At 72.6% G+C, this 24,252-nt stretch carries 25 protein-coding genes and 1 pseudogene; 16 read left to right on the plus strand and 10 right to left on the minus strand.

Translation table 11 applies throughout. The features are described 5' to 3' along the window. Positions 1-49: 49 nt before the first annotated feature. Both AB0K12_RS21360 and AB0K12_RS21365 read right to left on the minus strand, forming a co-directional pair. Positions 50-967, minus strand: a complete 918-nt coding sequence (locus tag AB0K12_RS21360) for a carboxypeptidase regulatory-like domain-containing protein (protein WP_364563962.1) — start codon at positions 965-967, stop codon at positions 50-52. 45 nt (positions 968-1,012) lie between these two features. Beyond that, positions 1,013-2,443: pseudogene (locus AB0K12_RS21365) on the minus strand (MFS transporter); the annotation flags it as partial. A gap of 185 nt (positions 2,444-2,628) precedes the next feature. On the opposite strand from AB0K12_RS21365, the gene AB0K12_RS21370 reads away from it, so the two are divergent. From AB0K12_RS21370 to AB0K12_RS21380, 3 genes are all read left to right on the plus strand, one after another. After that, complete coding sequence (locus tag AB0K12_RS21370; RefSeq protein WP_364563637.1) at positions 2,629-3,267, plus strand: TetR family transcriptional regulator; 639 nt, start codon at positions 2,629-2,631, stop codon at positions 3,265-3,267. A 53-nt stretch (positions 3,268-3,320) separates the two neighbouring features. Further along, a complete protein-coding gene (locus AB0K12_RS21375; protein WP_364563640.1) occupies positions 3,321-3,806 on the plus strand; it encodes an Rrf2 family transcriptional regulator in 486 nt (161 codons plus the stop codon). 65 nt (positions 3,807-3,871) lie between these two features. After that, positions 3,872-4,312 carry a carboxymuconolactone decarboxylase family protein gene (locus AB0K12_RS21380; protein ID WP_364563643.1) on the plus strand — a complete coding sequence of 147 codons (441 nt, stop codon included), beginning with the start codon at positions 3,872-3,874 and terminating at the stop codon, positions 4,310-4,312. A 78-nt stretch (positions 4,313-4,390) separates the two neighbouring features. Here AB0K12_RS21380 and AB0K12_RS21385 read toward each other — a convergent pair whose 3' ends face one another. Next, positions 4,391-5,356 (minus strand): alpha/beta hydrolase, encoded by a 966-nt coding sequence (locus tag AB0K12_RS21385; RefSeq protein WP_364563646.1) that lies wholly within the window; start codon positions 5,354-5,356, stop codon positions 4,391-4,393. A gap of 148 nt (positions 5,357-5,504) precedes the next feature. Here AB0K12_RS21385 and AB0K12_RS21390 point away from each other — a divergent pair, with 148 nt between their 5' ends. The 3 genes from AB0K12_RS21390 (at position 5,505) to AB0K12_RS21400 (ending at position 7,071) form a co-directional block, all read left to right on the plus strand. Continuing rightward, entirely contained in the window at positions 5,505-6,365 is an 861-nt protein-coding gene (locus tag AB0K12_RS21390) for a helix-turn-helix domain-containing protein (RefSeq protein ID WP_364563648.1), read from the plus strand. Positions 6,366-6,464: 99 nt separating this feature from the next. Beyond that, positions 6,465-6,731 carry a hypothetical protein gene (locus AB0K12_RS21395; RefSeq protein ID WP_364563651.1) on the plus strand — a complete coding sequence of 89 codons (267 nt, stop codon included), beginning with the start codon at positions 6,465-6,467 and terminating at the stop codon, positions 6,729-6,731. Positions 6,732-6,765: 34 nt separating this feature from the next. Next, complete coding sequence (locus tag AB0K12_RS21400) at positions 6,766-7,071, plus strand: hypothetical protein (protein WP_364563654.1); 306 nt, start codon at positions 6,766-6,768, stop codon at positions 7,069-7,071. Here AB0K12_RS21400 and AB0K12_RS21405 read toward each other — a convergent pair. Beyond that, on the minus strand, positions 7,008-7,973 hold the full coding sequence (locus tag AB0K12_RS21405; RefSeq protein ID WP_364563657.1) for an AraC family transcriptional regulator: 966 nt from the start codon (positions 7,971-7,973) through the stop codon (positions 7,008-7,010). The genes AB0K12_RS21400 and AB0K12_RS21405 overlap by 64 nt on opposite strands. A 60-nt stretch (positions 7,974-8,033) precedes the next feature. Between AB0K12_RS21405 and AB0K12_RS21410 the strand changes: the two genes are divergently transcribed. Together AB0K12_RS21410 and AB0K12_RS21415 are read left to right on the plus strand one after the other, a co-directional pair. Continuing rightward, positions 8,034-8,939, plus strand: coding sequence for an SDR family NAD(P)-dependent oxidoreductase (locus tag AB0K12_RS21410; RefSeq protein WP_364563660.1), 906 nt, complete (start codon positions 8,034-8,036; stop codon positions 8,937-8,939). 37 nt (positions 8,940-8,976) lie between these two features. Continuing rightward, the gene (locus AB0K12_RS21415) at positions 8,977-10,137 is read left to right on the plus strand and encodes an erythromycin esterase family protein (RefSeq protein WP_364563663.1); all 1,161 of its coding nucleotides are present in this window, start codon (positions 8,977-8,979) and stop codon (positions 10,135-10,137) included. Between the two features lies 1 nt (position 10,138). Here the strand turns inward: AB0K12_RS21415 and AB0K12_RS21420 are convergent, their stop codons facing one another. Together AB0K12_RS21420 and AB0K12_RS21425 are read right to left on the minus strand one after the other, a co-directional pair. Beyond that, entirely contained in the window at positions 10,139-11,452 is a 1,314-nt protein-coding gene (locus AB0K12_RS21420; RefSeq protein WP_364563666.1) for a M23 family metallopeptidase, read from the minus strand. Between the two features lie 172 nt (positions 11,453-11,624). After that, on the minus strand, positions 11,625-12,170 hold the full coding sequence (locus AB0K12_RS21425) for a TetR/AcrR family transcriptional regulator (RefSeq protein ID WP_364563669.1): 546 nt from the start codon (positions 12,168-12,170) through the stop codon (positions 11,625-11,627). A gap of 105 nt (positions 12,171-12,275) precedes the next feature. Here AB0K12_RS21425 and AB0K12_RS21430 point away from each other — a divergent pair, with 105 nt between their 5' ends. After that, positions 12,276-14,780, plus strand: coding sequence for a molybdopterin-dependent oxidoreductase (locus AB0K12_RS21430; protein WP_364563964.1), 2,505 nt, complete (start codon positions 12,276-12,278; stop codon positions 14,778-14,780). A 211-nt stretch (positions 14,781-14,991) separates the two neighbouring features. After that, positions 14,992-15,912 carry an FAD binding domain-containing protein gene (locus tag AB0K12_RS21435; protein WP_364563672.1) on the plus strand — a complete coding sequence of 307 codons (921 nt, stop codon included), beginning with the start codon at positions 14,992-14,994 and terminating at the stop codon, positions 15,910-15,912. A gap of 4 nt (positions 15,913-15,916) precedes the next feature. Here AB0K12_RS21435 and AB0K12_RS21440 read toward each other — a convergent pair whose 3' ends face one another. The 4 genes from AB0K12_RS21440 to AB0K12_RS21455 all read right to left on the minus strand — a co-directional run bounded on the left by AB0K12_RS21440 (position 15,917) and on the right by AB0K12_RS21455 (position 18,714). Beyond that, positions 15,917-16,717, minus strand: coding sequence for a glycerophosphodiester phosphodiesterase family protein (locus tag AB0K12_RS21440; RefSeq protein WP_364563675.1), 801 nt, complete (start codon positions 16,715-16,717; stop codon positions 15,917-15,919). A 76-nt stretch (positions 16,718-16,793) separates the two neighbouring features. After that, entirely contained in the window at positions 16,794-17,498 is a 705-nt protein-coding gene (locus tag AB0K12_RS21445; protein WP_364563678.1) for a nucleotidyltransferase domain-containing protein, read from the minus strand. Then, a complete protein-coding gene (locus tag AB0K12_RS21450; protein WP_364563681.1) occupies positions 17,495-18,067 on the minus strand; it encodes a TetR family transcriptional regulator in 573 nt (190 codons plus the stop codon). Before AB0K12_RS21450 ends, AB0K12_RS21445 begins: the two co-directional genes overlap by 4 nt. 53 nt (positions 18,068-18,120) lie before the next feature. After that, positions 18,121-18,714: a TetR/AcrR family transcriptional regulator gene (locus AB0K12_RS21455; protein ID WP_364563684.1), complete on the minus strand. Its 594-nt coding sequence runs from the start codon at positions 18,712-18,714 to the stop codon at positions 18,121-18,123. A gap of 93 nt (positions 18,715-18,807) precedes the next feature. Between AB0K12_RS21455 and AB0K12_RS21460 the strand changes: the two genes are divergently transcribed. The 6 genes from AB0K12_RS21460 (at position 18,808) to AB0K12_RS21485 (ending at position 24,252) form a co-directional block, all read left to right on the plus strand. Next, positions 18,808-19,242 carry a nuclear transport factor 2 family protein gene (locus AB0K12_RS21460; protein ID WP_364563687.1) on the plus strand — a complete coding sequence of 145 codons (435 nt, stop codon included), beginning with the start codon at positions 18,808-18,810 and terminating at the stop codon, positions 19,240-19,242. Beyond that, positions 19,239-20,057, plus strand: a complete 819-nt coding sequence (locus AB0K12_RS21465; protein WP_364563690.1) for an ergot alkaloid biosynthesis protein — start codon at positions 19,239-19,241, stop codon at positions 20,055-20,057. Before AB0K12_RS21460 ends, AB0K12_RS21465 begins: the two co-directional genes overlap by 4 nt. A 130-nt stretch (positions 20,058-20,187) precedes the next feature. Continuing rightward, positions 20,188-21,684: an ABC transporter substrate-binding protein gene (locus tag AB0K12_RS21470; RefSeq protein ID WP_364563693.1), complete on the plus strand. Its 1,497-nt coding sequence runs from the start codon at positions 20,188-20,190 to the stop codon at positions 21,682-21,684. Next, positions 21,684-22,643 carry an ABC transporter permease gene (locus AB0K12_RS21475; protein ID WP_364563696.1) on the plus strand — a complete coding sequence of 320 codons (960 nt, stop codon included), beginning with the start codon at positions 21,684-21,686 and terminating at the stop codon, positions 22,641-22,643. The genes AB0K12_RS21470 and AB0K12_RS21475 overlap by 1 nt, the downstream gene beginning before the upstream one ends. Then, positions 22,640-23,437: an ABC transporter permease gene (locus AB0K12_RS21480; RefSeq protein ID WP_364563699.1), complete on the plus strand. Its 798-nt coding sequence runs from the start codon at positions 22,640-22,642 to the stop codon at positions 23,435-23,437. The genes AB0K12_RS21475 and AB0K12_RS21480 overlap by 4 nt, the downstream gene beginning before the upstream one ends. Beyond that, positions 23,434-24,252, plus strand: a complete 819-nt coding sequence (locus tag AB0K12_RS21485; protein WP_364563702.1) for an ABC transporter ATP-binding protein — start codon at positions 23,434-23,436, stop codon at positions 24,250-24,252. The genes AB0K12_RS21480 and AB0K12_RS21485 overlap by 4 nt, the downstream gene beginning before the upstream one ends.

Here is a 24,252-nt window from a genome sequence, read left to right on the forward strand (position 1 = left end):
GGTCGTTCGCCCCGCCCGGGCCCGCCGGGCGAGTGCTCATTCCTCGTGCTCATTCCTCGTGGGCCAGCCACAGGTCGCGGCCCTCCTCGTCGGCGCCGTTCACGGTGACGGTGTCGGCGACGGGCGGGTAGCCGGTGGCGATGACGGTGTACTGGCCGCCGGTCAGGTCGGCGAAGGCGTACGCGCCGTCGTCCCCGGTGATCGTGGTGCCGACCACGTTCCCCGCCGCGTCGAGCAGCGTCACGCGGGCGTCGGTCAGCGGAACCCCGTCACGCACCCGTACGGTGCCGCGGATCCGGGTGCCCGGCCGCAGCTCGACGTCGCAGCGGGTCCTGCCGGTGGCGGTGACCTCGGTGGGGACGGCGGCGGGGCGGTGCGATCCGGCGCTGACGGCCAGCGTGTAGGCGCCGGGGGCGACGCCGGAGAAGGCGTACGCGCCGTCCGCGTCGGTCGTGCTCGTGGCGATCACCTCGCCGCGCGTGTCGGTCAGCGCCAGCACCGCGCCGGGGACCGGCTTGCCCTCCTGGTCGCGTACGGTTCCGGCGAGCCGGCTCGACCCGGCCAGCCGCACGTTGAAGTCGAGCGGCCGCGAGCCCACCGCGAGCGTCGCCACCTGCGGGTCGCGGTGCGCGACGGAGGCGATCAGCACGTACGTGCCCGCGCCCGGCGCCCAGATGCTGTAGGCGCCGTCGGCCAGGGTCATGGCCCTGCCGAGCTGGGTGCCGCCCATGTCGATGAGGGTGAGCGTGGCCTGCCCGATGGGGGCGCCGTCGTCGCCGCTGACGAAGCCGCGGATCTCGACCCCGCCGGGCGCCTGGGCGTAGGCAGGCTCGCGTGCCCCGGCGAAGGCGGAGGGAACGGCGTGCGGCAGGGACGAGTGCGGCGCCGTCGCCTGCGGGCCCGCCGCCTGCGGGGCCGAGAGCCCGAGGGCCGGCGTCCCAGAGGCCGACGCGTCAGGGACCGGCATCCCAGAGGCCGGCGTGTCAGGGGCAAGCGCCCCAGAGGCTCGCGCCTCAGGGGCGGGCGCGGCTGCTCTGGCGTGGCGCGGCAGGAAGAACGCGATCAGGAACGACACCAGCGCCGCCCCTCCCCCGATGGCCAGCACGACGCGGAACCCGTCGTCGGACGGCAGCTCGGCGGGTCCGAACCGGGTCGTCATCCCCGCCAGGATGGCCCCGGCCACGGCGCTGGAGACGGAGGTGCCGATGGCCCGCATGAGCGTGTTGAGGCTGTTGGCGGCGGCCGTCTCGGTGACCGGCACGGCCCCCATGACGAGGGCGGGCATGGACGCGTACGAGAACCCGATGCCGGCCCCGATGACGACGGACACCAGCACGAGGTGCCACACCTGGGACATCAGCACGATGTTGAGCCCGTAGCCGCCCGCCACGATGATCGCCCCGATCATCAGCGTCAGCTTGGGGCCGCGGGCGGCCGACACGCGGGCCGCGATCGGCGCGAGCAGCAGCATGACCACGCCCGACGGCGCCATGACCAGGCCGGCGGCCAGCATCGACTGGCCGAGCCCGTAACCGGTGGCCTCGGGGAGCTGCAGGAGCTGCGGCAGCACGAGCGACATCGCGAACATGGAGAAGCCGAGCATGATGGAGGCCAGGTTCGTGAGCAGCACCTGCCGCCGCGCGGTGGTGCGCAGGTCCACCATCGGCTCCCTGGTGCGCAGCTCCCACCAGCCCCACAGCAGCAGCACCACGACCGCGCCGACGAACAGGCCGACCGTCAGCGGGTCGGTCCAGCCCCAGTCGGCGCCCTTGGAGATGGCCAGCAGCAGGGCGACCAGGGCGGCCGACAGCCCGATGGCGCCGACCAGGTCGAAGTGGCCGCCGCTGCGTACCGCCGATTCGGGCACGAGCGCGATCACCAGGACGAAGGCGACGGCGCCCAGCGCCGCGGCGGTCCAGAACAGCACGTGCCAGTCGAAGTTCTCGGCGAGCAGCGCGGCGGCGGGCAGGCCGAGCGCGCCGCCGACGCCGAGCGAGGCGCTCATGGACGCGATGGCCGAGCCGAGCCGCTCGGGCGGCAGCTCGTCGCGCATGATGCTGATGCCGAGCGGGATGACGCCGGCCGCGAGGCCCTGCAGCGCCCGTCCGATGATCATGGGGGTCAGCGAGTCGCTGAGCCCGCATATGACCGAGCCGGCGACCAGCATGGACATGCTGATCAGCAGCACCCGCCGCTTGCCGTACATGTCGCCGAGCCGTCCCATCACCGGCGTCGCGGCGGCGCTGGCGAGCAGCGTCGCGGTGACCGCCCAGGCGGCGTCGGCGGCCGGCGCCCCGAGCAGCGCGGGCAGCTCGGGCACCAGCGGGATCACCAGCGTCTGCATCAGCGACACCGCGATCCCGCTGAAGGCGAGCACCACGACGAACGTGGACGCCCGCGACGGGCCGGCCGCGTGGGCGGCGCGGGCGGACGGGTTGGTCATGCGGGGGCCTCCGGCGGGACGGGAGCGCGGGCGACAGGTTTAATTCAAGCGCTTGAGTTAAAATTACCAGTACGGATGTTTCCGACTTGTTGCGCCTCCGGGTTTGGCGATGCCCGGCGCCGGCTGAGATCATGGCGGCGGACGTCGGCGCAGGGCAGGCAAGCAGTTCCGGTGCGGTGATGAAGATGACGAGGGCCATCCGGGCCGAGCGCGTCGGCGTGACCCGCGAGCAGATCCTGACGGCGGCCGAGCGGCTGTTCGCCGAAGACGGGGTGTGCGCGGCCTCCAACCGGCGCATCAGCGAGGCGGCGGGGCAGGGCAACACGGCCGCCGTGGGCTACCACTTCGGCGCGAAGGCCGATCTCGTCCGCGCGATCGTCCGCAGGCACGCCGAGCCGATCGAGGCCCGCCGGGCCCGCATGGTGGCCGCCGCCGAAGGGTCGGACGACGTACACGACTGGGTCTCGTGCATGGTGCGCCCGGTCACCGAACACCTCGCCGAGCTGGGCTCCCCCACCTGGTACGCCCGCTTCCTCGCCCAGGTCGGCACCGACCCCGCGCTGTGCGTGATCCTCCAGGAGGAGAACCGCACGTCGCCGTCGCTGCGCCTGGCCGTCGACGGCTTCCACCAGTGCCTGCCCGAGCTGCCCGCCGCCGTGCGGGCCGAGCGCGGCGAGATGATGCGCCAGCTCATCCTGCACACCTGCGCCGACCGCGAACGCGCGCTCGCACTGGGCGCCGCCACACCCCGGGCGAGCTGGCACGACGCGGCGACCGGCCTCATCGACGCCCTCGTGGGCCTTTGGCTGGCCCCGACGTCATGAGCCACGGCGTGCCGCGTTTGCGGGAACCTATTCTGGATGTCTAATATCCAGGTATGCGGATGAGCGAGGGCGTCGAGTGGGCCATGCACAGCTGCATCAACCTGTCCTGGCTCGACTCGGACGAGGCCATGACCGCGGCGCGGCTGGCGGCGTTCTACGAGCTGCCGCCCGCGTACCTGAACAAGCAGCTTCAGGCGCTGGCCAGGGCAGGCATCCTCAGCTCGACGCCGGGGCCGCGGGGCGGGTTCAGGCTGGCCCGCCCGCTCGAGCGGATCACCTTGCTCGACGTGGTGACGGCGATCGAGGGGCCGGGCGAGGCGTTCCGGTGCGAGCAGGTGCTGCGCAAGGGGCCGGTCGGGCGGGAGGACGTCGACTATCGCAAGGCGTGCTTCGTCTCGCAGGCCATGCGGCAGGCCGAGGCGGCCTACCGCAAGGCGCTGGCCGCCCAGACGCTGGCCGACATCAGGGCGAAGGTGGAACGCCACGTCCCCGACACGCCTGAGATCACGCGGGCGTGGTTCGCGCGCCGGCGGTCCTGAGCGGCTCTCGCCGTTCGTAAATTCTGGATATTCAGTAACCAGGTTATCGGTAAAGGAGACACATCATGCGTATGGACGTCAGTCGATCGGCCGCCGCGGGATACAAGGGCATGTACGCGGTGGAGGCGTACGTCGGCTCAGGACCGGTGCCCCGCAGCACGCTGGAGCTGCTGCGGCTGCGGGTCAGCCAGATCAACGGCTGCGCCTTCTGCATCGACATGCACGTCAAGGAGGGGATCGAGGCGGGCGTGCCCGAGCGGAAGCTGCACGCGGTGGCCGCCTGGCGGGACACGCCGTACTTCTCCGACGAGGAGCGGGCCGCGCTGGCGCTCGCCGAGGCCGCGACCCGGATCGCCGACAACCCCGAGGGGGTGCCCGACGACGTGTGGGACGCGGCGGCCGACCTCTACGACGAGGAGTCGCTGGCCGTGCTGGTGATGGCGATCGCCGCGATCAACACGTGGAACCGCCTCAACGTCACCGTCCGCAAGGGCCCCGCGGACTGATCCGGCCGCTCATCGCTCCCGGACGACAAAGCTCACCGCTCCCCCACGACAAAGCTCACCGCTCCCCGACGACAAGGCTCACCGCTGCCGCTCGAAGCTCACCGCTTCCGCCTGACGGGCTCGGCCCTCCCCTCCGAGGTGCTCGCCGAAGAAGGCGGTGAGCTTGGCGACGGCGGGGGTGACGTACGCGTCCCGGTCGTAGAGGTCGATGTGGGTGGCGCCGTCGATGACGTACAGCTCCTTGGGCTCGGCGGCCCGCTCCATGGCCTCGCGGCTGATGTACGCGCTCTCCGCCTCCGACCCGACGATCATCAGCAGCGGCCGGGGCGAGATCAGGTGGGCCATGGCGAAGGAGTCGTACTGGGCGATCCTGTCGATGCTGCGCAGCACCCACCCCTGGACGGCGCGGGGGTGGTGGCCGCGCGGCGTGCGGTAGTACTCCCAGGTCTCGCGGAACTGCCGGGTCTCGGTGGCGAAGCGCTGCTCGGCGTCGTCGGGGATCCACGGCGCCATCCAGGGGGCCTCGCCGCGCGCCTCCGCCGTACGCGCGGCGCCGGCCCGCTGGAGCAGGGCAGGCAGCACCGCGGGGTCCTGGGTCCTGCCGAGCCCTTCGCGGAAGGCGTGGCCCAGGTCCGCGGCGCTGACGGTGGCCACGGCGCGGATGCGGTGGTCGGTCTGGGCGGCGTAGGCGACGTAGCCGCCGGAGGCGCAGATGCCGAGCCCGCCGATGCGGCCGGGGTCGATGTCGTCGCGGGTGGTGAGGTGGGTGACGGCGGACTTGACGTCCTCGGCGCGCTGGAAGGGGTCCTCCAGGCCACGCGGCTCGCCCTCGCTCTCGCCCTGGTACGCCGCGTCGAACACGAGCGCGGCGAACCCGGCATCGGCCAGGCGCCGGGCGTACAGGCTGGGGCTCTGCTCCTTGACCCCGCCTCCTGGGTGGCCGATGACGACGGCGGGCAGCGGGCCGCCGGTGTGGCCGTCGGGGGTGAACAGGATCCCGGCGAGGGCGAGCCCGTCGCTGGGGAAGGTGACGTTCGTCTGCATCGCACTTCCCTTCGGTACGGGGTGGTTCGCCACCGAGGCTCGCAGAGCCCGTACGGAAACGGGAGAGGCGAGTCGTGTCCCAGGTCAGCGCTGTCCTGGGACAGAACCGGCCCCCTCACGACGGCCCCGCCTGCGGCAGACTGGTCCCATGACACACCCCACCGAGCTCGGCGCCTTCCTGCGCGCCCGGCGCATGGAGCTGAGCCCGGCCGAGATCGGCCTGCCCGCCGGCGGCAGGCGGCGGGTCAAGGGGCTGCGCCGCGAGGAGGTGGCGCTGCTCGCGTCGATCAGCACCGACTTCTACACCCGCATCGAGCAGGGCCGCCGCCAGGCGTCTGCGTCCGTGCTCGACGGCATCGCGCGCGTGCTGCGGCTCAGCGACGACGAGCGGTCCTACCTGTACGAGCTGTCGGGCAAGGAGGCCGCGGCCCCGAGCGGGCGAGCCGCGCAGAAGGTCCAGCCGCAGCTGCGGCGGCTGCTCGACGACCTGGCCACCACCCCCGCTGTGGTCCTGGGCCGGCGCACCGACGTGCTGGCCTGGAACGCGATGGCCGCCGCGCTGTTCACCGACTTCGCGCAGCTCCCGGAGGAGAAGCGGAACTTCGTGCGGCTGGTGTTCCTCGATCCCGCCTTCCACCGGCTCTACCCCGAGTGGGAGCACGTCGCCAGGGCCTGCGTGGCGCAGCTGCGCATGGAGGCCGCCCGCGACCCGGCCGACCCGCGGCTGGCCGCGCTGGTGGGCGAGCTGTCCGTCCGCGACGACGACTTCCGCCGGTGGTGGGGCGGCCATCACGTCGAAGTGCGCGACGTCGGCAGGAAGGTCATCGACCACCCGATCTCCGGGCGGCTGGTGCTCGACTGGTCGGCCCTGGCCTGCACCACCGACCCCGACCAGCAGCTCATCACGCTGACGGCCGAGCCGGGCACGCCGTCGCACGACGGCCTGCGCCTGCTCGCCTCGTGGCAGGCCGGTGAGCCGAGCCGCGTGGGTGGTACCGGCCAGACCTAGTCTGCACGGGGCCAGCCGGCGTGCCCTTTCTGCGGGTTCCGGGGCGTTCCTACAGGTGAACGCCGATGAACCCGAGGAGAGGTCACCGAGATGTGCACGATGGCGCTGCCGCACGAGCTGTGCCGGCTGGGCGCGGACGCCGGTCATGCCCTGCGCACGCCCGTCGCCGCGCTGCGGGTGGAGCTGGAGGAGGCCCGCCTGCACCGCGACGAGCTCGACGTGGACGCGCTGCTGTGCCGCGCCATCGACGCCGTCACCCGGCTGGAGCGGGTCGTCGAGCAGCTGCGCCTGCTCGACGACCCCTCCTACGCCGTCGAGCACGGCTGCCAGTTCGGTGACCGGTTGCGCGGCTTCCACCCCAGGTGAATGACCTGGGCTTTGCCCGCCGCCTACTGACCGTATGAGGCGGCCTGACCAGCTGCGCGAGTTCCTGCGGGACGAGCCTGCCACGCCGGAACGGCCCGAGAAGGCGCCGATCAAGCCGAGGGCGCGCTCGCCGGAGTTCGTCCGGCACTGGGCCGAGCACCAGGTGACCTACTGCACGTACGGCGACAAGCGCTTCCATCACCCGGCGGTCGGCGGCTTCACGCTGCACTGGGAGACGTTCGCGCCGACGGCCGACCCCGACCTCTATCTCGTCGTCTACACCCCGCCCACCGGCTCGGCGTCGGCGGAGCGGCTGGCGGCGCTGGCGGCGCTGCGGTAGTCGCGCGGCGCCAAGCCCGTCAGGCGCTTGAAGGCGTTGCTGAGCGCGCTGACCGAGGCGTAGCCGACCTCGCGGGCGATGGACTCCATGGTCGCCTCGCCGTCGCGCAGCCGTCCGGCGGCCAGCTCGATGCGCCAGCCGGTGAGGTATTCCAGCGGCCCCTTGCCGACGACCTGCTTGAACCGGGCGGCCAGCGTCGAGCGGGACACCGCGCACACGCCGGCCAGCTCGGCGACCGTCCAGGCGTGGGCGGGGCTGGCGTGCATGGCGCGCAGGGCCGGCGCCACCACGGGGTCGGCGAGGCCGGCCAGCCAGCCCGAGGTCTGGCCCGGCGCGGTGGCGACGTGCAGGCGCAGCAGGTGGATGAGCATGACGAGCGCGAGGTGCTCGGTGACCAGGGTGGCGGCGGGCTGCGAGGCGCGCAGCTCGGCGGCGATCAGCTCGAGCGCCCAGCGCACGGTGGTGGCCTCGGTGGTGCTGCCGGGAACGTGGATCACCGGCGGCAGCACGTCGAACAGCAGCTCACCGGCCCGCTCGCCGAAGTGGAACCGGCCGCTCATCAGCTCGACGTCGTCACCGTCGCCGACGCGGGCCGGGCCACCCGCCGCCGCCCTGAACACCGGCCCGGCCGGGGCGGGCGTCACGCCGGGGCCGCTCGCCAGGGTGAAGGCGCGCGGCTGGACGAGCAGGAAGCAGTCGCCCTCGCGCAGCTCGATCGGCTCGGGCACGCCGTCCACGGTGAGCAGGCAGTGGCCGCGGCGCACGGCGTTGAACTTGACCCCGTCTGGAGGGTCGAACGCGAGCGCCCACCGGCCGCCGGCCACCAGCCCGACGGACAGGCGGCTGGTGGTGCCGACGAGCGTGAGCACGTCTTCGAGCGGATCGGTTTGCCGGACTGTCACGCAACTATCCTGGACGATCGAGGCTTCTGCGTCCAACCGCGGCTTTCTAGGGTGACGAGCATGACACGTATCAGCACCCCTTTCACCGCCAGGACCACCGCCGCCGAGGTGCTCGCCGGCGTCGATCTGACCGGCCGCCGGATCATCGTGACCGGCGGGGCCTCCGGCATCGGCCTGGAGACCGTACGCGCGCTGCGGGGTGCCGGGGCCGACGTCACCGTCGCCACCCGCAACCCGGCCCCGGGCGAGCGGCGGCTGGACCTGAGTGACCTCGGTTCCGTCCGCGCCTTCGCCGCCTCATGGACGGGACCCCTGCACGCGATCGTCGCGAACGCCGGCATCATGGCGCTGCCCACCCGCCAGGTCACCGCCGGCGGCTGGGAGCTGCAGCTCGCCACGAACTTCCTCGGCCACTTCGCGCTGGTCACCGCCCTGCACGCCAACCTGCGGCAGGCCGGCGACGCGCGGGTGGTCATGGTCAGCTCGGGCGCGCAACTGGGAGCGCCGTTCGACTTCGACGACCCCCACTTCGAGAAGCGCCCGTACGACCCGTGGACGGCCTACTCGCAGTCGAAGACGGCCGACGTGCTGCTCGCGGTCGGCGCGGCGCGGCGCTGGGCGGACGACGGCATCATCGCCAACGCCCTCGAACCCGGCTACATCCACACCAACCTGCAGCGGCACGTGGACGCCGCGACGATGCGGGCGATGGGCGCGATGGACGAGGCGGGCCGCCTGCTGACCCCCGACTACTTCAAGACCCCCGAGCAGGGGGCCGCCACGTCGGCGCTGCTGGCCGGGTCGCCGCTGGTGGCGGGCGTGACCGGCCGGTTCTTCTCCGACAACCAGGAGGCCGAGGTGGTGCAGGGCGGGCCAGGGGTGATGTCGGGCGTGGCGTCGTGGGCGGTGGACCCTGCGGCGGCCGACCGGCTCTGGGCGTACGCGCTGGACGCGATCTCGGCGTAGAAGTCTCAACAGAGAGTTCAACGATACCGTCGAAGGTATGACGAACTCCCCGTACGACGATCTCCTGCGGCTGCTGCCCGCCCGGCCACGGCTGCTCGCGCTCGGCGAGCCGACCCATGGCGACGAGACCCTGCTCGGCCTGCGCAACGAGCTGGTCAGGCGGCTCGTCGAGCAGGAGGGCTACCGGTGCGTCGCGATCGAGAGCGACTGCATGAAGGGGCTCGTGGTGGACGACCACGTCACCTCGGGCGCCGGGGACCTGTCCGCGGTGATGGAGAGCGGCTTCAGCCATGGGGCGGGGGCGGCGGCGGGCAACCGCGAGCTGGTGCGGTGGCTGCGGGCGTACAACAGGGGCCGCCCACCCGCCGACCGCGTGCGCTTCGCGGGCTTCGACGCGCCCATGGAGATGACCCACGCGGCGAGCCCCCGGCAGGCGCTCACCGCCCTGCACGCCTACCTCGCCGCCCACGTGGACACCGGCGTCCTGCCGGAGACGCTCGACCGCCTGCTCGGCCCCGACGAGCGGTGGGCGGACGACCAGGCGATCTTCGACCCGTCGCGGTCGATCGGCCGGTCGGACGCGGCGAACGAGCTGCGGCTCGCGGCCGACGACCTGGCCTGCCTGCTCGACGTCCACGCGCCGGGGCTCGTGGCGGCGGGCGGGCGCGACGCGTGGGAACGAGCCCGCCTGTACGCCCGCACCGCCACCGGCCTGCTGCGCTACCACGCGCAGATGGCCGGCGCCGCGCCCGGCCGGGTCAACGCGATGATGGGCCTGCGCGACGCGATGATGGCCGCCAACCTGCTCGCCCTCGCCGACCGCGGCCCGACCCTCGTCCACGCCCACAACCGTCACCTGCAGCGGCAGCGCAGCACGGTCATGCTGGGCGAGCTGCGGGTGGACTGGTGGAGCGCCGGCGCTCAGGTCGCGCGCCGGCTCGGCGAGGCCTACGCCTTCGTCGCCACCGCCGTCGGCACCATCCGCCACGAGGGCGTCGGCGCCCCTCCCCCTGACACCGTCGAGGGCGTGCTCCACGCGATGCCCGGGGACCGTTTCCTGGTCGCCGGCCGGGAGCTCGACGCCACCGGCCTCGTCCCCCGCGACTCCCCCTGGTTCGGCTACCTCCCGCTCACCCCGGCCGACCTGACCGGCAGCGACGCTCTGCTCTACGTCAGAGACCTGCCGCCAGGTCTGTGACTCAGGTGACGGTGCCGGGCTGGGCGGAGAGCAGGGTCTGGGCCCAGCCGGTCGCGTCGATGGTGCCGTGACCGCTCAGGTCGTCGCCCTTGCCGTCGTAGGGGTCGCCGTCGTGGTAGCGGTAGAGCGCGCCTGCCGGATTGTGGCCGTAGTAGACGCCTCCGCCGGGCGACAGGAGGGCGTCGAAGTTCTGCCAGGTGCTGTCACGGAGCTGGTGCCGGTCCCAATCGTCCCTGCCCTTGATCTTGTACGACAGCAGCAGCCCGTTCGTGGTGGTCCCCAGGATCCAGTCAGGCCCCGTCGTCGTCAGCGTCTTGAGCGTGAACCCCGTACCGATGAGGGTGTTCCCGGTGATGTCGCTGATCGCCGGCTTGGCCACCGTGAGCGTGTAGCGGCGCAACGTGCCCGCCGCGATCCCGAAGAGATGACTCCTGCCGTCATAGGCCAGCAGGTCATGCGTCCAGCCGGTACCGAGCAGCACAGGCGTCTCGAAGATCAGCTCTTCGTTGTTCGTCCGGATGTCCACCCGATACAGCTCACCGTCGCTGCCGGGCTTGGTCACCAGCAGCGTGTTGAAATTCAACGTCGCCATCGCCTTCGGCGTGAAACCGAGACTCGCCGCCGAAACCACCGCCCCATGCGTCCGCTTACCCGACTCCGCATCGATCGTCGTGTAGGTGAGCCGCCCGTCCGGCAACGCCCCATAGATCTTCGCGGTCCCCTCAGGGGACGTGGCCGAGCAGTTGTGGCTGGTGACGTTGTTCCATTCGCGGCCGTCCGCCTGCCCGTAGGTGACGCCGTTGAAGGTCGGTCTGACCCGCTCGGAGTTCTCGCTGCCCCAGGAGGCCCGTCCGTCGCCGTTGGCGTCGTAGCCGAGCTCGAAGTGCAGGTGCGGGTGGCCGTTGGCGGTCGCGCCGTCCTTGCCGACCTGGCCGATCACGGTTCCGCGCTGCACCCGGTCGCCGACCGAGACGTCACGGGCGTGCAGGTGGATGTAGGTGGTGAAGTAGCGGCCGCCGTGATCGATCTGGATCATGTTGCCGGCGTTCGCGTGCTGGTACGACTGCTTGACCGTCCCGGCGGCGGGGGCGATCAGCGTCGCGCCCAGGGTGCCGTGCTGGTCAGGCTCCTTGACCATGTCCAGCGCGGGGGCGTGTTGCCAGGTGTTCAGCTGCCACTTCTGGCCGCAGGGGAAGGGGAGCTGGAGATCGGGCGCGGCCATCGTCTCGCGTGCGGACGTGGCCGTCGCCTGGCCCGCCGTGCCGGCGACGATGAGCATCGCGGCGACGACGGCGGATAAGCGTGAGAATCGCATGACATCTCTCCCGAGTACGGATGCGTGGCGTGAGGCGCCACGGCCACGACCGTAGGGAGGGGAGGTATGCCGGAGGTATGCCAGAGGCATGCCGACGCTTCGATCGGGCTGTCCAGGGCGAGGACCGCAGGAAGCGGGCGGCCAGCGGCGGGCGGCCGGACGTACCGCGGCGTCAGGGGCGGGTGGCGCGGGCGACGATGACGTCGATGATGTCGTCGGTGCTGATCCCTTTGTGGGCGAGATCACCCACGGTGACCAGCTCGGCGATGCCGTGGGCGCTGGCCAGCACGGCTGCGACCGCGGCCTTCTCGCGGGGGCCGCCGGTGCCGTCGTCCATGCTGAGCGCGGTCATGATCTCGTCGATGCCCTGCTCGATCTCGGGGTGCCGCCCGGCGACGAAGACCGAGGAGAAGACCAGCCGGTATTCCTCGTGGTGGCGTACGGCGTAGTCGATGTAGCTGCGGTAGAAGGCGCGCAACCGCTCCTCCTGCGTGCCCTGCGACAGCACGGCGGTGGCGATGTGCTGGGTGATGTCGGACATGACGCGGGCGGCGAGCGCCGCGAGCAGCGCGGTCTTGTCGGCGAAGTGGCGGTAGGGGGCCATGCGCGACAGGCCGGCCATCTCGCCGACCGCGCGCAGCGTCACGGCGTCGAGCCCTTCCTCGCGCAGCAACGTCAGCGCGCTCTCTATCAGCCGGGACCTGGTGCCGTCGATCATGCCTTCACTCTCTCACGACCTCCCGTGTTGACAATGTCAGCACTGGCGCTGACACTGTCAACATATCCCAATGTTGACAACGTCAGCAGGAGCGCTATGAAGATCATGGTGAACGGCGTGCCCCACGAGGTGGACGCCGGGCGAGACGATCCGGTGGTGGACGTCCTGCGTGACGGCCTGGGCCTCACCGGGACGAAGGCCGTGTGCCGTACAGGCGTCTGCGGCGCGTGCACGATCTCCGTGGACGGCACCCCGCAGGCGAGCTGCCTGCTGCCCTGCGCGGCGGTGGAGGGCAGGGCCCTGACCACCGCCGAGGGGCTCGACCACCCCGTGCAGCGTGCGTTCGCCGCCCACGACGGGCTGCAGTGCGGCTATTGCACGCCCGGCTTCGTGGTCGAGGCCGCCGCGTTCGTGGACGCCTGGCGGGCCGAGCACGGCGACGTGACGCCGCCCCGCGAGGAGATCGCCGCGGCCCTGGCCGGTCATCTGTGCCGCTGCGGCGCGTACGCGGGGATCTACGCGGCCGTCGCGGCCGCCTGCCGGGGCGAGCACGACACGGACACCCCCGCACCCGTCCGGGTCGAGGCGATGGAGAAGATCACTGGACGCGCCCGCTACACCACGGACGTCCGGCTGGACGGCCAGCTCGAGGGCGTGATCATCCGTTCGGCGCAGGCGCACGCGCGGGTCACCTCCGTGGAGGTGGACGGCGTCCCCGTGGTGGACCTGCTGCCCGAGGACCGGATCGTCCGCTACGCCGGCCAGCCGATCGCCGCCGTCGCCGCCGCGACCCGCCGGGAGGCCCAGGCGATCGCCGAGAGCGCCAGGATCGGGTACGAGCCGTTCCCCGCCGCGCTCGACGACGGCCCCGACGCCCCGCCGGTCTACGACGAGCAGAGCAGGAAGAACGCCCACAGCTCCAGCGAGGGCATGACGGTGCCCGGCGGCTGGGACGGCAACGTGCGCGGGCCGTTCAGCGGGGCGAGCAAGCGGGCGGGCAAGGCGGCCACGCTGATCGACGAAGCCCGGCGGCGCGACGATCCGCTGCTGGTGACGGGCGCGTTCAGCACCGCCGTGCAGGTGCACACGCCGCTGGAGCCGCACGCCTGCGTGGCGCGGTGGGACGAGCGCGGCGACCTCCACCTGCACCTGTCCACGCAGACGCTGGCCATGGCCGCCGAGCAGGCCGCCAAACGCTGGAAGCTGGACGAGAGCCGGGTGCACGTCGTCGCCGAGCACGTGGGCGGCGGGTTCGGCGCGAAGTCCGGCATCACGGTCGAGTCGGTCGCGGCGGTCGAGCTGGCGCGGGCGTACGGCGCTCCCGTACGCGTGGTGTTCAGCCGCGCCGAGGAGCTGACGGACGCCGGCAGCCGGCCCGGCAGCAGGACGAACATCGCCCTGCTCGCCGACACCGAGGGCGAGCTGGCCGCGCTCGCGATCGACGTGCGGGGCCGGGGCGGCGTCTCCATCGGATCGGCCTCCGCGTCGCTGGCCCGCCTGGTGTACGGCAAGGCGCCCCGCCGGCTGCGCGACTACGACGTGGTCACCAACGAGCCGCCCGGCACGCCCTTCCGCGGTCCCGGCGCACCGCCGATGCTGTGGGCGCTGGAGCAGGCCGTGGACGAGATGGCGCACCGGCTCGGCGAGGACCCGATCGTGCTGCGCCGCCGCTGGGACGGCAACCCCAAGCGGCACACCCTCTACGAGCGGGCCCTTGAGCTGCCCGTCTGGCGGGACAGACCGCGCAGCGGGTCGCAGACGGGACGCTTCCGCCGCGGCGTCGGCGTGGCCGTGGCCAACTGGATCTACATCGTCGCCACGGCGACCCAGGTCGAGCTGGAGGTCGAGGGCGACGTGGTCGTGGCGCGCACCGCCACCCAGGACATCGGCACCGGCGTGCGCAGCGTCATCGCCGGCGTCCTGCGCGAGGAGCTGGGCCTGCCCGCCGAACGCATCCGCGTCGAGATCGGCAGCTCCGCCACCGTGCCGGGGCCGCCCGCGCTGGGCAGCCGCAGCACCACCTCGGTGGCGCCGGCCGCCCGCGACGCCGCCCGCCGCCTGCTCGCCCAGGGCCTGACCCACGGCGCCAAGGTCGTCGGCAGGCGGCGGGGCGACCGGGGCGGGTACGTGACGCCGTTCTCGGTGCAGGGCATGTCGATCGGGCGCGGGTTCAGCGGCGCGGTGCACGTCACCGAGGTCGAGGTGGACACCAGGCTCGGGACGATCAGGCCGCTGAGCGTCTGGGGCGGCATCACGGCCGGCCGCATCTACGCCGAGCGCCCGGCCCGCAACCAGTGCGAGGGCGGCATCATCCAGGGCATCGGCTACGCCCTGTACGAGGAACGCCACATCGACCCCGTCACCGGCACCGTCCTCACCGCGAACCTGGAGGACTACCGCATCCCCGGCATCGGAGACACCCCAGAGATGACCATCCACTTCCACCAGGAGGGCTGGGACCACGTCAACGGCGGCGGCGTCGGGCTCGGCGAGGTCTCGACGGTCGGAGTGGCGGCCTCGGTGGCCAACGCCGTCCACAACGCCACCGGCTGGCGCCCCCACGACCTCCCCATCCGCCCCGACCGCGTCCTCAAGGGCCTCACCCCATGACCGCCCCACCCCGTAAGACGCCCCTCGGCGGCGCCTCCGCACCTCGCCCGGCGACCACCCCGATGCCACGCCGTTCCACGCATCGCTGGTACGCGCGGGCTCAGGAGGCTCCGCCGCTCGGGGAGCTTTCGGTGATCGCCGCTGAGCCTCACCGCCTGCGGGCCGCCGCCTCTCCCCCTCAGGCCGTTTCGCATCTCGAAGGGATCCGACCTTGACCGTCTCCACCGATCTTCTTGAGGCCGCGCGGCACGGGGTGCCGCGGGCGGGTGGCACCGATGTGATGAGCCGGCCGGTGGCCGGGCCGTTCGTGGATCTGGCTGAGCTGCGTGACGTGCCCGGCATGTCGGGCATCACCTGGCAGCCGGACGGCTCCGCCCGGCTCGGTGCGCTGACCACCGTCGCCGAGGTGGCCCGCGACGAGCGCCTGCGGGCCGCGTACCCGGCGCTGGCGCTGACCGCGCGAGGGCTGGCCACGCCGCAGATCAGGGCCGTCGCCACCGTCGGCGGGAACCTGCTCCAGCGCAACCGCTGCTGGTACTACCGCAACCCGGCCTTCACCTGCCACCAGGACGGCGGCGACTCCTGCCCGGCCCGTGCCGGCCAGAGCCTGTACGCCGCCGTCATCGACACCGGCCCCTGCCTGGCACCCCACCCGTCGTCGCTGGCCATGGCGCTGCTGGCGTACGACGGGGCCGTCGAGGTGCACGGCAGGAGCCCTTTCCCGGCCGCCGACCTGTACGGCGACGGCTCCGACCCGACCTGCGACCACCTCCTCGGCCCCGGCGAACTGCTCACCTCGGTGCACCTGCCGCCGCCGGTCGCCGGGGAGCGGGCCGCGTACCGGAGGGCCATCGCCCGCTCTGAGGGCGAGTGGCCGCTGGTGGAAGCCACCGCCCGCCTGGTGATGGACGGCCCCAGGATCACCACCGCCGCGGTGGCGGTCGGCGGCGTCGCCCGCGTGCCGCTACGGCTCGCCGAGGTGGAAGGCGCCCTCCTCGCCGGCGACCCCTTCGAGACCGCCGCCGCCCTGGCCGCCGCCCGCTGCACCCCGGCCCCGCACAACGCCTACAAGGTCACCCTCCTCACCGCCACCGTCCTGGAGGTCCTGGAACAAGCGGCGGCCGACGACTGACCGGTCAGGTGCACTTGCCGCTGAGCCAGGCGCGGTAGTCCTTGGTGTAGTTCGTCATCACGCTCTTCGGGGCCTGGGCCAGCACCTCCGTCCAGCGGGTGGTGTTGCCGGTCCAGGCGGCCGGGGGTTCCTGCCAGGCGACGCCGTCGGTCCAGCGGGCCTGGGAGCCCTTGAGGAGGGTCGGGTGGCGCTTGGCGAGTTCGGCCTGGATCCAGGAGTCCTGCGAGTAGACGAGGATGCGCATCGACCCTTGGCGTTCCTTGATCGGGTCGGAGACCTCCTTCCAGGCCGCCGCCCCGTACGTCCCGTCAGAAAGGACGGGCCGGGCCTCGGGCTTGATCTCCAGCAGCGCGATCATGCCGCGCGAGCGCACGTGGTCCAGCCACTGCCGCAGCGTGTGCACCTTCTGCCCCGTGTAGGGCCCGCGGGCGATGCTGCGGTCGCGCAGGTTGTCGCTGCCCGCCGTCCACCACAGGTCGGTGATGTTGCGCCGGACGCCGGTCAGGCCGTTGGTGGAGGTGTTGTGCCACATGACGGCCTTCGTGCCGTGCTTGGTGAGCTGGACGTCCCCTTCCACCCCGTCCGCGCCCCACGCCCGCTGGTCGTCGACGCCGCGGGCGTGGTTGGGCTGGCGGATCTGGTCGCGGTCCCAGGGGTTGGAGCCGCTGGGGTAACCGCCGTGGCCGAAGACCTCGGGGCAGGCGGCGGCGCGGGCGACCGGCCGTGCGTACGCGGCCGGCGTCGCGAGCGACGCGCCGAGCGCGGTCAGCGCGGCCACCAGCGCCGCCTTCCTCATGATCGTCATGCGTGCTGACTCCCTAGCGTCGGTGGGATGATCGGCACGGGCAGGCTATGCGGCGCGAGCCCGGATGATCAACAGGTCAGCGGGTGAGAGCGTCGGCGACCAGGTCGAGGTAGGCATGCCCGGCCGCCACGCTGACGGGCAGGCCGAGGTCGGCGAAGTCGCCGAGCAGGCGGCGCAGGGCGGCGAGGTGCTCGTCCCAGGGGGCGTCGGGGTCGTATGGGCCGCCGATGAACGCGATCAGCTCGGCCGTGCCGGGCGAGCGGCGGGCGACGCCCTTACCCGCCACGGGGACGAGCCCGAGCTTCAGCGCGCGTTCCTCGCCGGGGCCCTTGGGGGTGGGCGGCTCCGGCTCGCCGGACGCGAGCTGCTCGCTGAGGGTGAGCGGGCTGCGTTCGATGCCGTGCCGGTCGAACAGGACGTCGCAGTCGGACGGCCAGCTCGCCAGCGAGACGGGGTGGACGTACCAGTCGGCCCAGAGCGGCAGCCCGTCCGTCACGTACTGAGAGCTGAGGCCGCGCGTGCCGCGCGGGCCGTTGTGGCGGGCGTCGATGGTGATGACCGGCTCGACGGGCGCGGGCGGCGCGTAGCCGTCGAGGCGGGCGTCGGACACGACGACGAGCAGATCGACGTCGCTCCAGTCGTCGGCGCGGCCGGTGCCGAACGAGCCGGCCAGCGCGGCCCCCGCCACGGCCGGGTCGTCGCGGAGCTCGGCGGTCACGGCGTCGAGCCAGCGGGAGCGGAGTGCGGCGAGCCTGGGGGCCGGTGGGGCGGCGGCCGTCACCCGGCGTCCGTGGCCAGCACGCCGTGGAGCAGGGCCTTGAGGTAGCGGGCCGCGACGGCCGGATCGTCGGGATAGGGGCTGTTCTTGACCGCGTACGCGACGCCGCACAGCAGCACCAGCAGGTCGGGCGCGTCGAGGCCGGGCCGCAGGACGCCTTCGGAGACCGCACGGGCGAGCAGGTCGCGGATCATGCCGACCAGCTCGTCCCTGAGCTCGCGGGTGCGTTCGGTGGTCGGCGCGGGGCCGAGCGCCTCGGTGGCGAAGGCCTCGTCCTCGACGTACGCGGTGAGCGCGTGGTCGAGGAACGCGTGCAGGGCGGCGCGGACGTCGGGCGCGGCGACGGCCCGGCTCACCTCGTCGATCATCGCCTCGAACCGCTCCTCGGCGAGCGCGGCCAGCAGCGCCTCGGGGGTCGGGAAGTGGCGATAGACGGTGCCCACCCCGACGTCGGCCTCCCGGGCGACGGCGTTGAGCTGCAGCGTCGCGCCCGCGTCGACCATGGCTCTGGCCGTCTGCAGGATCTGCCGGCGGTTGCGGGCGGCGTCCTTTCTCAGCGGTGTGGTGGGCATGTCCCCCACCCTACAACCGGATAGCCGCTCGATTCGGATGATCGATCCGAGACTCAGGAGGTCGCGGACAGCGCGCGCAGCAGCACGTCGGTGAGATCGTCGAGGTAGGTGGGCCCGGCCTCGGCGGCGCGGACGGCGAGCCGCCAGTAGACGGGGGCGGCGATCAGGTCGAGCGCCAGGTCGATGTCGGTGTCGCGGGGCAGCTCGCCGCGCTGGATGGCGCGCCGGAAGATCTCCGCCGTACGCTCCCGCTTCGGCTCGCCGACCAGGAGCCCGACGACCTCGCCCAGCTCGGGATTGCGGGCCATCTCGGCCACCAGGTCGGGCAGGATGCGCGCGAAGCGCGGATGGGTCAGCCACTGGGTGAGGACGTCGAGCGAGGCGCGCAGGTCGCCGCGGAGCGTGCCGGTGTCGGGCACGCTGATCATGGCGATGCTGTACGCGCAGATCACCCCCATCGCCATCTCCTGCTTGGACGCCCAGCGGCGATAGAGCGCGCTCTTGCCGACGCCGGCCCGTTTGGCGACCGCCTCCATCGACAGCCGGGCGTAGCCGTTCGCGGCCAGCTCGTCCAGCACGGCTTCGGTGATGGCCTCGGTGACCTGGGGCTGCAGCAAGGCTGCGCCGGTGGGAGTGCGGCGGCTCATGGCGTGCAGTCTAGCGATTGGACGGGACGGTACCGTCTCGTCTATGGTTCACGTCGGGACGGTACCGTCTCGTCCTGACGGAGGAGGAGAACTGTGCAAGCCACTGAGGTGATCGAGCACGGCGTCGAGCTGCTGCTGGCCAAGGACATGGCGGGGTTCGCGGGGTTGTGGGCCGAGGACGGGGTGATCGAGTTCCCGTTCGCGCCCGCCGGGTATCCGCCCAGGGTGGAGGGGCGTGCGGCGATCCAGGAGTACCTGCGCGGCTACCCGGACATCTACGACATCCGGGAGGTCGTCAGGAAGGTGATCCACCGGACGGAGGACCCGGAGGTGGTCGTCGTGGAGCTGGAGGTGGCCGGGATCGTGCCGCGCAGCGGGAAGCCGTACCGGATGAGCTATGTCGCGATCGTCACCGTGCGGGACGGCGAGATCCAGCACTACCGCGACTACTGGAACCCGTTGCAGGCCGCCGAGGCGCTGGGCGGGCTCGAGTCGTTCACGGGCGCGTTCGCGGGCGGTGCCGCATGAGCGAGGTGCTGGTGATCGGCGCGACCGGGACGACCGGCTCGCGGGTGACGGCCTTTCTGCGTGAGCGCGGGGTACCGGTCCGGCCGGCGAGCCGTAAGGGCGATCTGCCGGGGTTCGTGCGCTTCGACTGGGCCGCGCCGGAGACCCACGCCCCGGCGCTGGCCGGGGCGCGGGCCGCCTATGTGCTGCCGCCGATCGGGGTGACCGAGCCGGTGCCGCTGGTGGAGCCGTTCCTGCACGAGGCCGTCCGCCAGGGGGTGCGCCGCGTGGTGCTGCTCGGCACGTCGGCGCGGCCGGAGCGGACGCCGGGGGCGGCGGCGCTGTACGACCTGGTCCGTACGGTGATGCCGGAGTGGACGGTGCTGCGCCCGTCGTGGTTCATGCAGAACTTCACCGGCGAGGCCGTCGCGCTGCGCCGCCGCGACGGCGAGCTGATCTCCGCGACGGGCGGCGGCCGGGTGGCGTTCGTGGACGCGGGCGACATCGCGGCGGTCGCCGGGCATGCCCTGACGGATCCGGTGCCACACGACACCGACCACGTGCTGACCGGCCCGGAGGCGCTCACCTATGACGAGGTGGCCGCACTGCTCAGCGAGCTGGGCGCCGGCCCGCTGCGCCACCGCCCGGTCACGCCGGACGAGCTCGCCGCGCACTTCGCCGCCCACGGGATGCCTGGGGAGTTCGCCGCCCTGCTCGCCGCCCTGGACGCCGGCATCGGCACCGGCACGGAGGACCGGGTGACGGACACGGTCGAACGCGTCACCGGCCGCCCGCCGCGCACCTTCCGCGAGTGGGCGGTCAACGAGCTCCGCTGAACACGAGCGCACGCACTGGACAGCCGGTCCCCGAGCGGGGCCCCGCTCGGGGACCCGAGGCCCCATAGAACCCGACAAGGAGGTATATTCCGTAAACCTACTAAATTGGTAAGCAATGGTGGAGTTTACGTTGAACAGGAAGTTCGCCGGCGTCGCGGTCGCACTGGCCCTCGCACTCGCCGCGTGCGGCTCCGGCCCGGAGGACGCCTCGCCCGGCGGCCCGGCCCAGCCGGCCACGATCGAGATCGGTTCCCTCTACGAGCCGCAGAACCTCGACAATACCGCCGGCGGCGGCCAGGGCATCACGGAGGCGTTCAACGGCAACGTCTACGAGGGCCTGTTCCGGCTGACCGACGCGGGCAAGGTGGAGCCGCTGCTGGCCGAGAGCCACACGGTCTCCGACGACGGCCTGACCTACACCTTCAAGCTGCGCAAGGGCGTGACGTTCCACTCGGGCAAGGCGCTGACCTCGGCCGATGTGAAGGCCAGCATCGAGCGCGTGACGGCCGAGGACTCCCAGTCGGCGCGCAAGGGCAACCTGGAGGTCATCACGTCGGTCGAGGCGCCCGACGACGGCACGGTCGTGGTGAGGCTGAAGCACCGCTCGATCTCGCTGGTCTACAACCTGAGCTACGTGTGGGTGGTCAACGCCGACGCCAAGGACAGGGCGACCACGGCCGACGGCACGGGGCCGTACAAGCTGGGGGCGTGGAAGCGCGGCTCGACGCTCAGCCTGGAACCCTTCCCCGGCTACTGGGGCGCCAAGCCGGCCAACGGCGGCGTGGTCTTCCACTACTTCACCGACGCGTCCGCGCTCAACAACGCGCTGCTGACCGGCGCCGTGGACGTGGTGACCAGCCAGCAGAGCCCGGACGCTCTCTCCCAGTTCGACAACAACCCGGACTACAAGGTCAGCGAGGGCAAGTCGACCACGAAGCTGCTGCTCGCGTTCAACGACCGCAAGGCGCCGTTCGACAAGCCGCAGGTGCGCAAGGCCGTCGCGGCGGCCATCGACGACGCCAAGCTGCTGGAGTCGGTGTGGGCCGGGCACGGCACGCTGATCGGCTCGATGGTGCCGCCCACCGACCCGTGGTACGAGGACCTGACCGCGCTCGACACCTACGACGTCGAGGCCGCCAAGCGTGAGCTGGCCGCGGCCGGTTACGCCAAGGGCTTCCGCTTCACCCTGGACACGCCCAACTACGACCCCCACCCGACGGCCGCCACGTTCATCAAGAGCGAGCTGGCCAAGGTCGGCGTCACCGTGGACATCAACGTCATCACCGCCGACGAGTGGTACACGAAGGTCTACAAGAACCACGACTTCGCCGCCACCCTCCAGGAGCACGTCAACGACCGCGACGTGGTCTGGTACGGCAACCCCGACTTCTACTGGGGTTACGACGACGAGCAGGTCACGAAGTGGATCGACGAGGCCGAGCAGGCGCCGAGCGAGGCCGAGCAGACGGAGCTGCTGAAGAAGGCCAACAGGAAGATCGCCGAGGACGCCGCCGGCGACTGGCTCTACCTGTACCCGCAGATCGTGGTGGCCGCCTCCGACCTGTCGGGTTACCCGGTCAACGGGCTCAACTCGCAGTTCTACGCGTACGGGATCAAGAAGGGCTGATGGGGCGCTACCTGCTGCGCCGTACCGCGTTCCTGCTGGCCTCGCTGCTGCTGGCGGCGTCGCTGCTGTTCGTGCTGCTGCGGTTGCTGCCGGGCGACCCGGCCAACGCGCTGCTGCCGATGGGCGCGACGCCCGAGCAGATCGCCGCGGCGCGCCACGAGACCGGCTCCGACCTGCCGCTGGCGCAGCAGTACGCGGCCTGGCTGGGCGACCTCGCCCGGCTCGACCTCGGCACCTCCTACATCAGCAAGCTGCCGGTGGGCGAGGAGATCTCGGCCCGGCTGGCGGTCACGGTGCCGCTGACACTGCTGGCGTTCGCGCTGGCGGTGGCGGTGGCGCTGCCGGTCGGGTTCGTGGCCGCGCACAAAGCGGATCGCTGGTACGGCGCGCTGCTCAGCGGCTTCTCGCAGCTCGGCATCGCGGTGCCGGTGTTCTGGATCGGGATGCTGCTGGTGACGGTGTTCGCGCTGAAGCTGCGGCTGCTGCCGGCCGGCGGCTTCCCGCGCCAGGACTGGGCGGAGCCGGGCCGCGCGCTGACCTCGCTCGCGCTGCCGGTCGTCACGATCGCGCTGGTCATGTCGGCGTCGCTGATCCGGTACATCCGCGCGGCCACGCTCGACGTGCTGACCGCCGACTACCTGCGCACCGCGCGGGCCATGGGCGAATCGTTCGGCGGCGCGATGTGGCGGCACGGGCTGCGCAACGCGGCGGTGCCGGTCATCTCAATCCTCGGCATCGAGCTGGCGACGACGTTCCTGGGCGCGGTGGTGGTGGAGAGCGTGTTCGCGCTGCCCGGGCTCGGCACGATGCTGGTCAAGGGCATCGCCGAGCACGACTATCCGGTGGTCCAGGGCGTGCTGGCGGTCAGCACGCTCACGGTGCTGATGATCGGGTTCGCCGCCGACGTGGTGCAGCGGCTGGTGGATCCGCGGCTGCGGACCAGGCTGGGGCGCTCATGAGGAAGTCGTTCCTGACCGGCTGCGTGCTCGTCGGCCTGGTGGTGGTCATGGCGGCGGTGTCGCTGGTGTGGCTGCCGTACGATCCGGCCGACACCTCGGGCGGGCGGCTGGCCCCGCCGGGCGGCGACCACCTGCTCGGCACCGACAAGCTGGGCCGCGACCTGCTGACCCAGCTGATGATCGGCGCCCGCATCGCGCTGGCGGCCGGCACCGGGTCGGTGCTGCTGGGCGGGCTGCTCGGCGTGGCGGCGGGCCTGGCGGCCGGGTTCGCGACCCGCTGGCTGGACGACGCGCTGGCCGCGGTGCTCGACGCCCTCATCGCCTTCCCGACGCTGCTGCTGGCCATGCTGGTGGTGGCGGTGCGCGAGGCGTCGCTCGGCTCGGCGATCCTGGCCATCGGCCTCGCCATGTCGGCGGTGGTGGCCCGGCTGACGCGGGTGCTGGTCAAGCGGGTGCTCTCCCAGGACTACATCACGGCCGCGCGCACCTCGGGCAGCTCGTGGCCGCGGGTGATCGCCGAGCACGTGCTGCCGAACATCTGGCCGACGCTCCTGGTGAACCTGGCTCTCCAGCTCGGCCTGGCTGTGCTGGCCGAGGCGTCGCTGTCGTACCTGGGGCTCGGCCCGCCTCCGCCGAACGCCTCGTGGGGCCGGCTGCTGCAGGAGGCGCAGGCCACGGTGCTGACGGCGCCGGTCGGCGCGATCGCGCCAGGCGTGCTGCTGGTGGTGCTGGTCATCGGCGCGAACCTGCTCGCCGACGGGCTGCGCGACCTGGGCGGAGGGAGGTCCCGATGAGCGAGCTGCTGGCGGTGGAGCAGCTGTCCGTACGCCGCTCCGACGGCCACGAGCTGATCCACGACCTGGCGTTCACCCTCGCGCCCGGCGAGCGGCTCGGCCTGATCGGCGAGTCCGGCTCGGGCAAGTCGCTGACCGCGCTCGCCGTGCTGGGCCTGCTGCCGCCCGGCCTGACCGCGCACGGCAGCGTGCTGCTGTCGGGCACGCAGGTCGTCGGCGCGCCCAGGCGGCGGCTCGACCGGCGGCTCGACCGGAGGCTCGACCGGCTGCGCGGCCAGGCGGCGGCCGTCGTCTTCCAGGAGCCGCTCACCGCGCTCGACCCGCTGATGCGCGTCGGCAGGCAGGTGGCGGGGCCGATCAGGCGGCGGCGCGGGCTGCGCGGCGCCGCGCTGCGCTCGGCGGTGCTGGCCGCGCTGGAGGAGGTGGCCCTGCCCGAGCGGGTCGCGCGGGCGTACCCGCACGAGATCTCCGGCGGGCAGCGGCAGCGGGCGGCGATCGCGATGGCGCTGGCATGCGAGCCCGCGCTGCTGATCGCCGACGAGCCGACCACGGCGCTGGACGTCACCGTGCAGGCCGAGGTGCTCGCGCTGCTGGACCGGTTGATCGCGGCCAGGGACATGGCGCTGCTGTTCATCGGGCACGACCTGGCGGTGGTCGCGGGCGTCGCGGACCGGCTGATCGTGCTCAAGGAGGGCTCCGCGGTGGAGTCGGGAAGGACGCGGGACATCGTGCGCGAACCGGGCCACCCCTACACCCGATCCCTGGTGGACAGCGCCAGGGAACTGGAGGCCGAGCTGGATCGGATGGCGCCGTGA

Origin of the sequence: Nonomuraea sp. NPDC049419, from assembly GCF_040676995.1 — a bacterium.
Lineage (GTDB): Bacteria > Actinomycetota > Actinomycetes > Streptosporangiales > Streptosporangiaceae > Nonomuraea > Nonomuraea salmonea.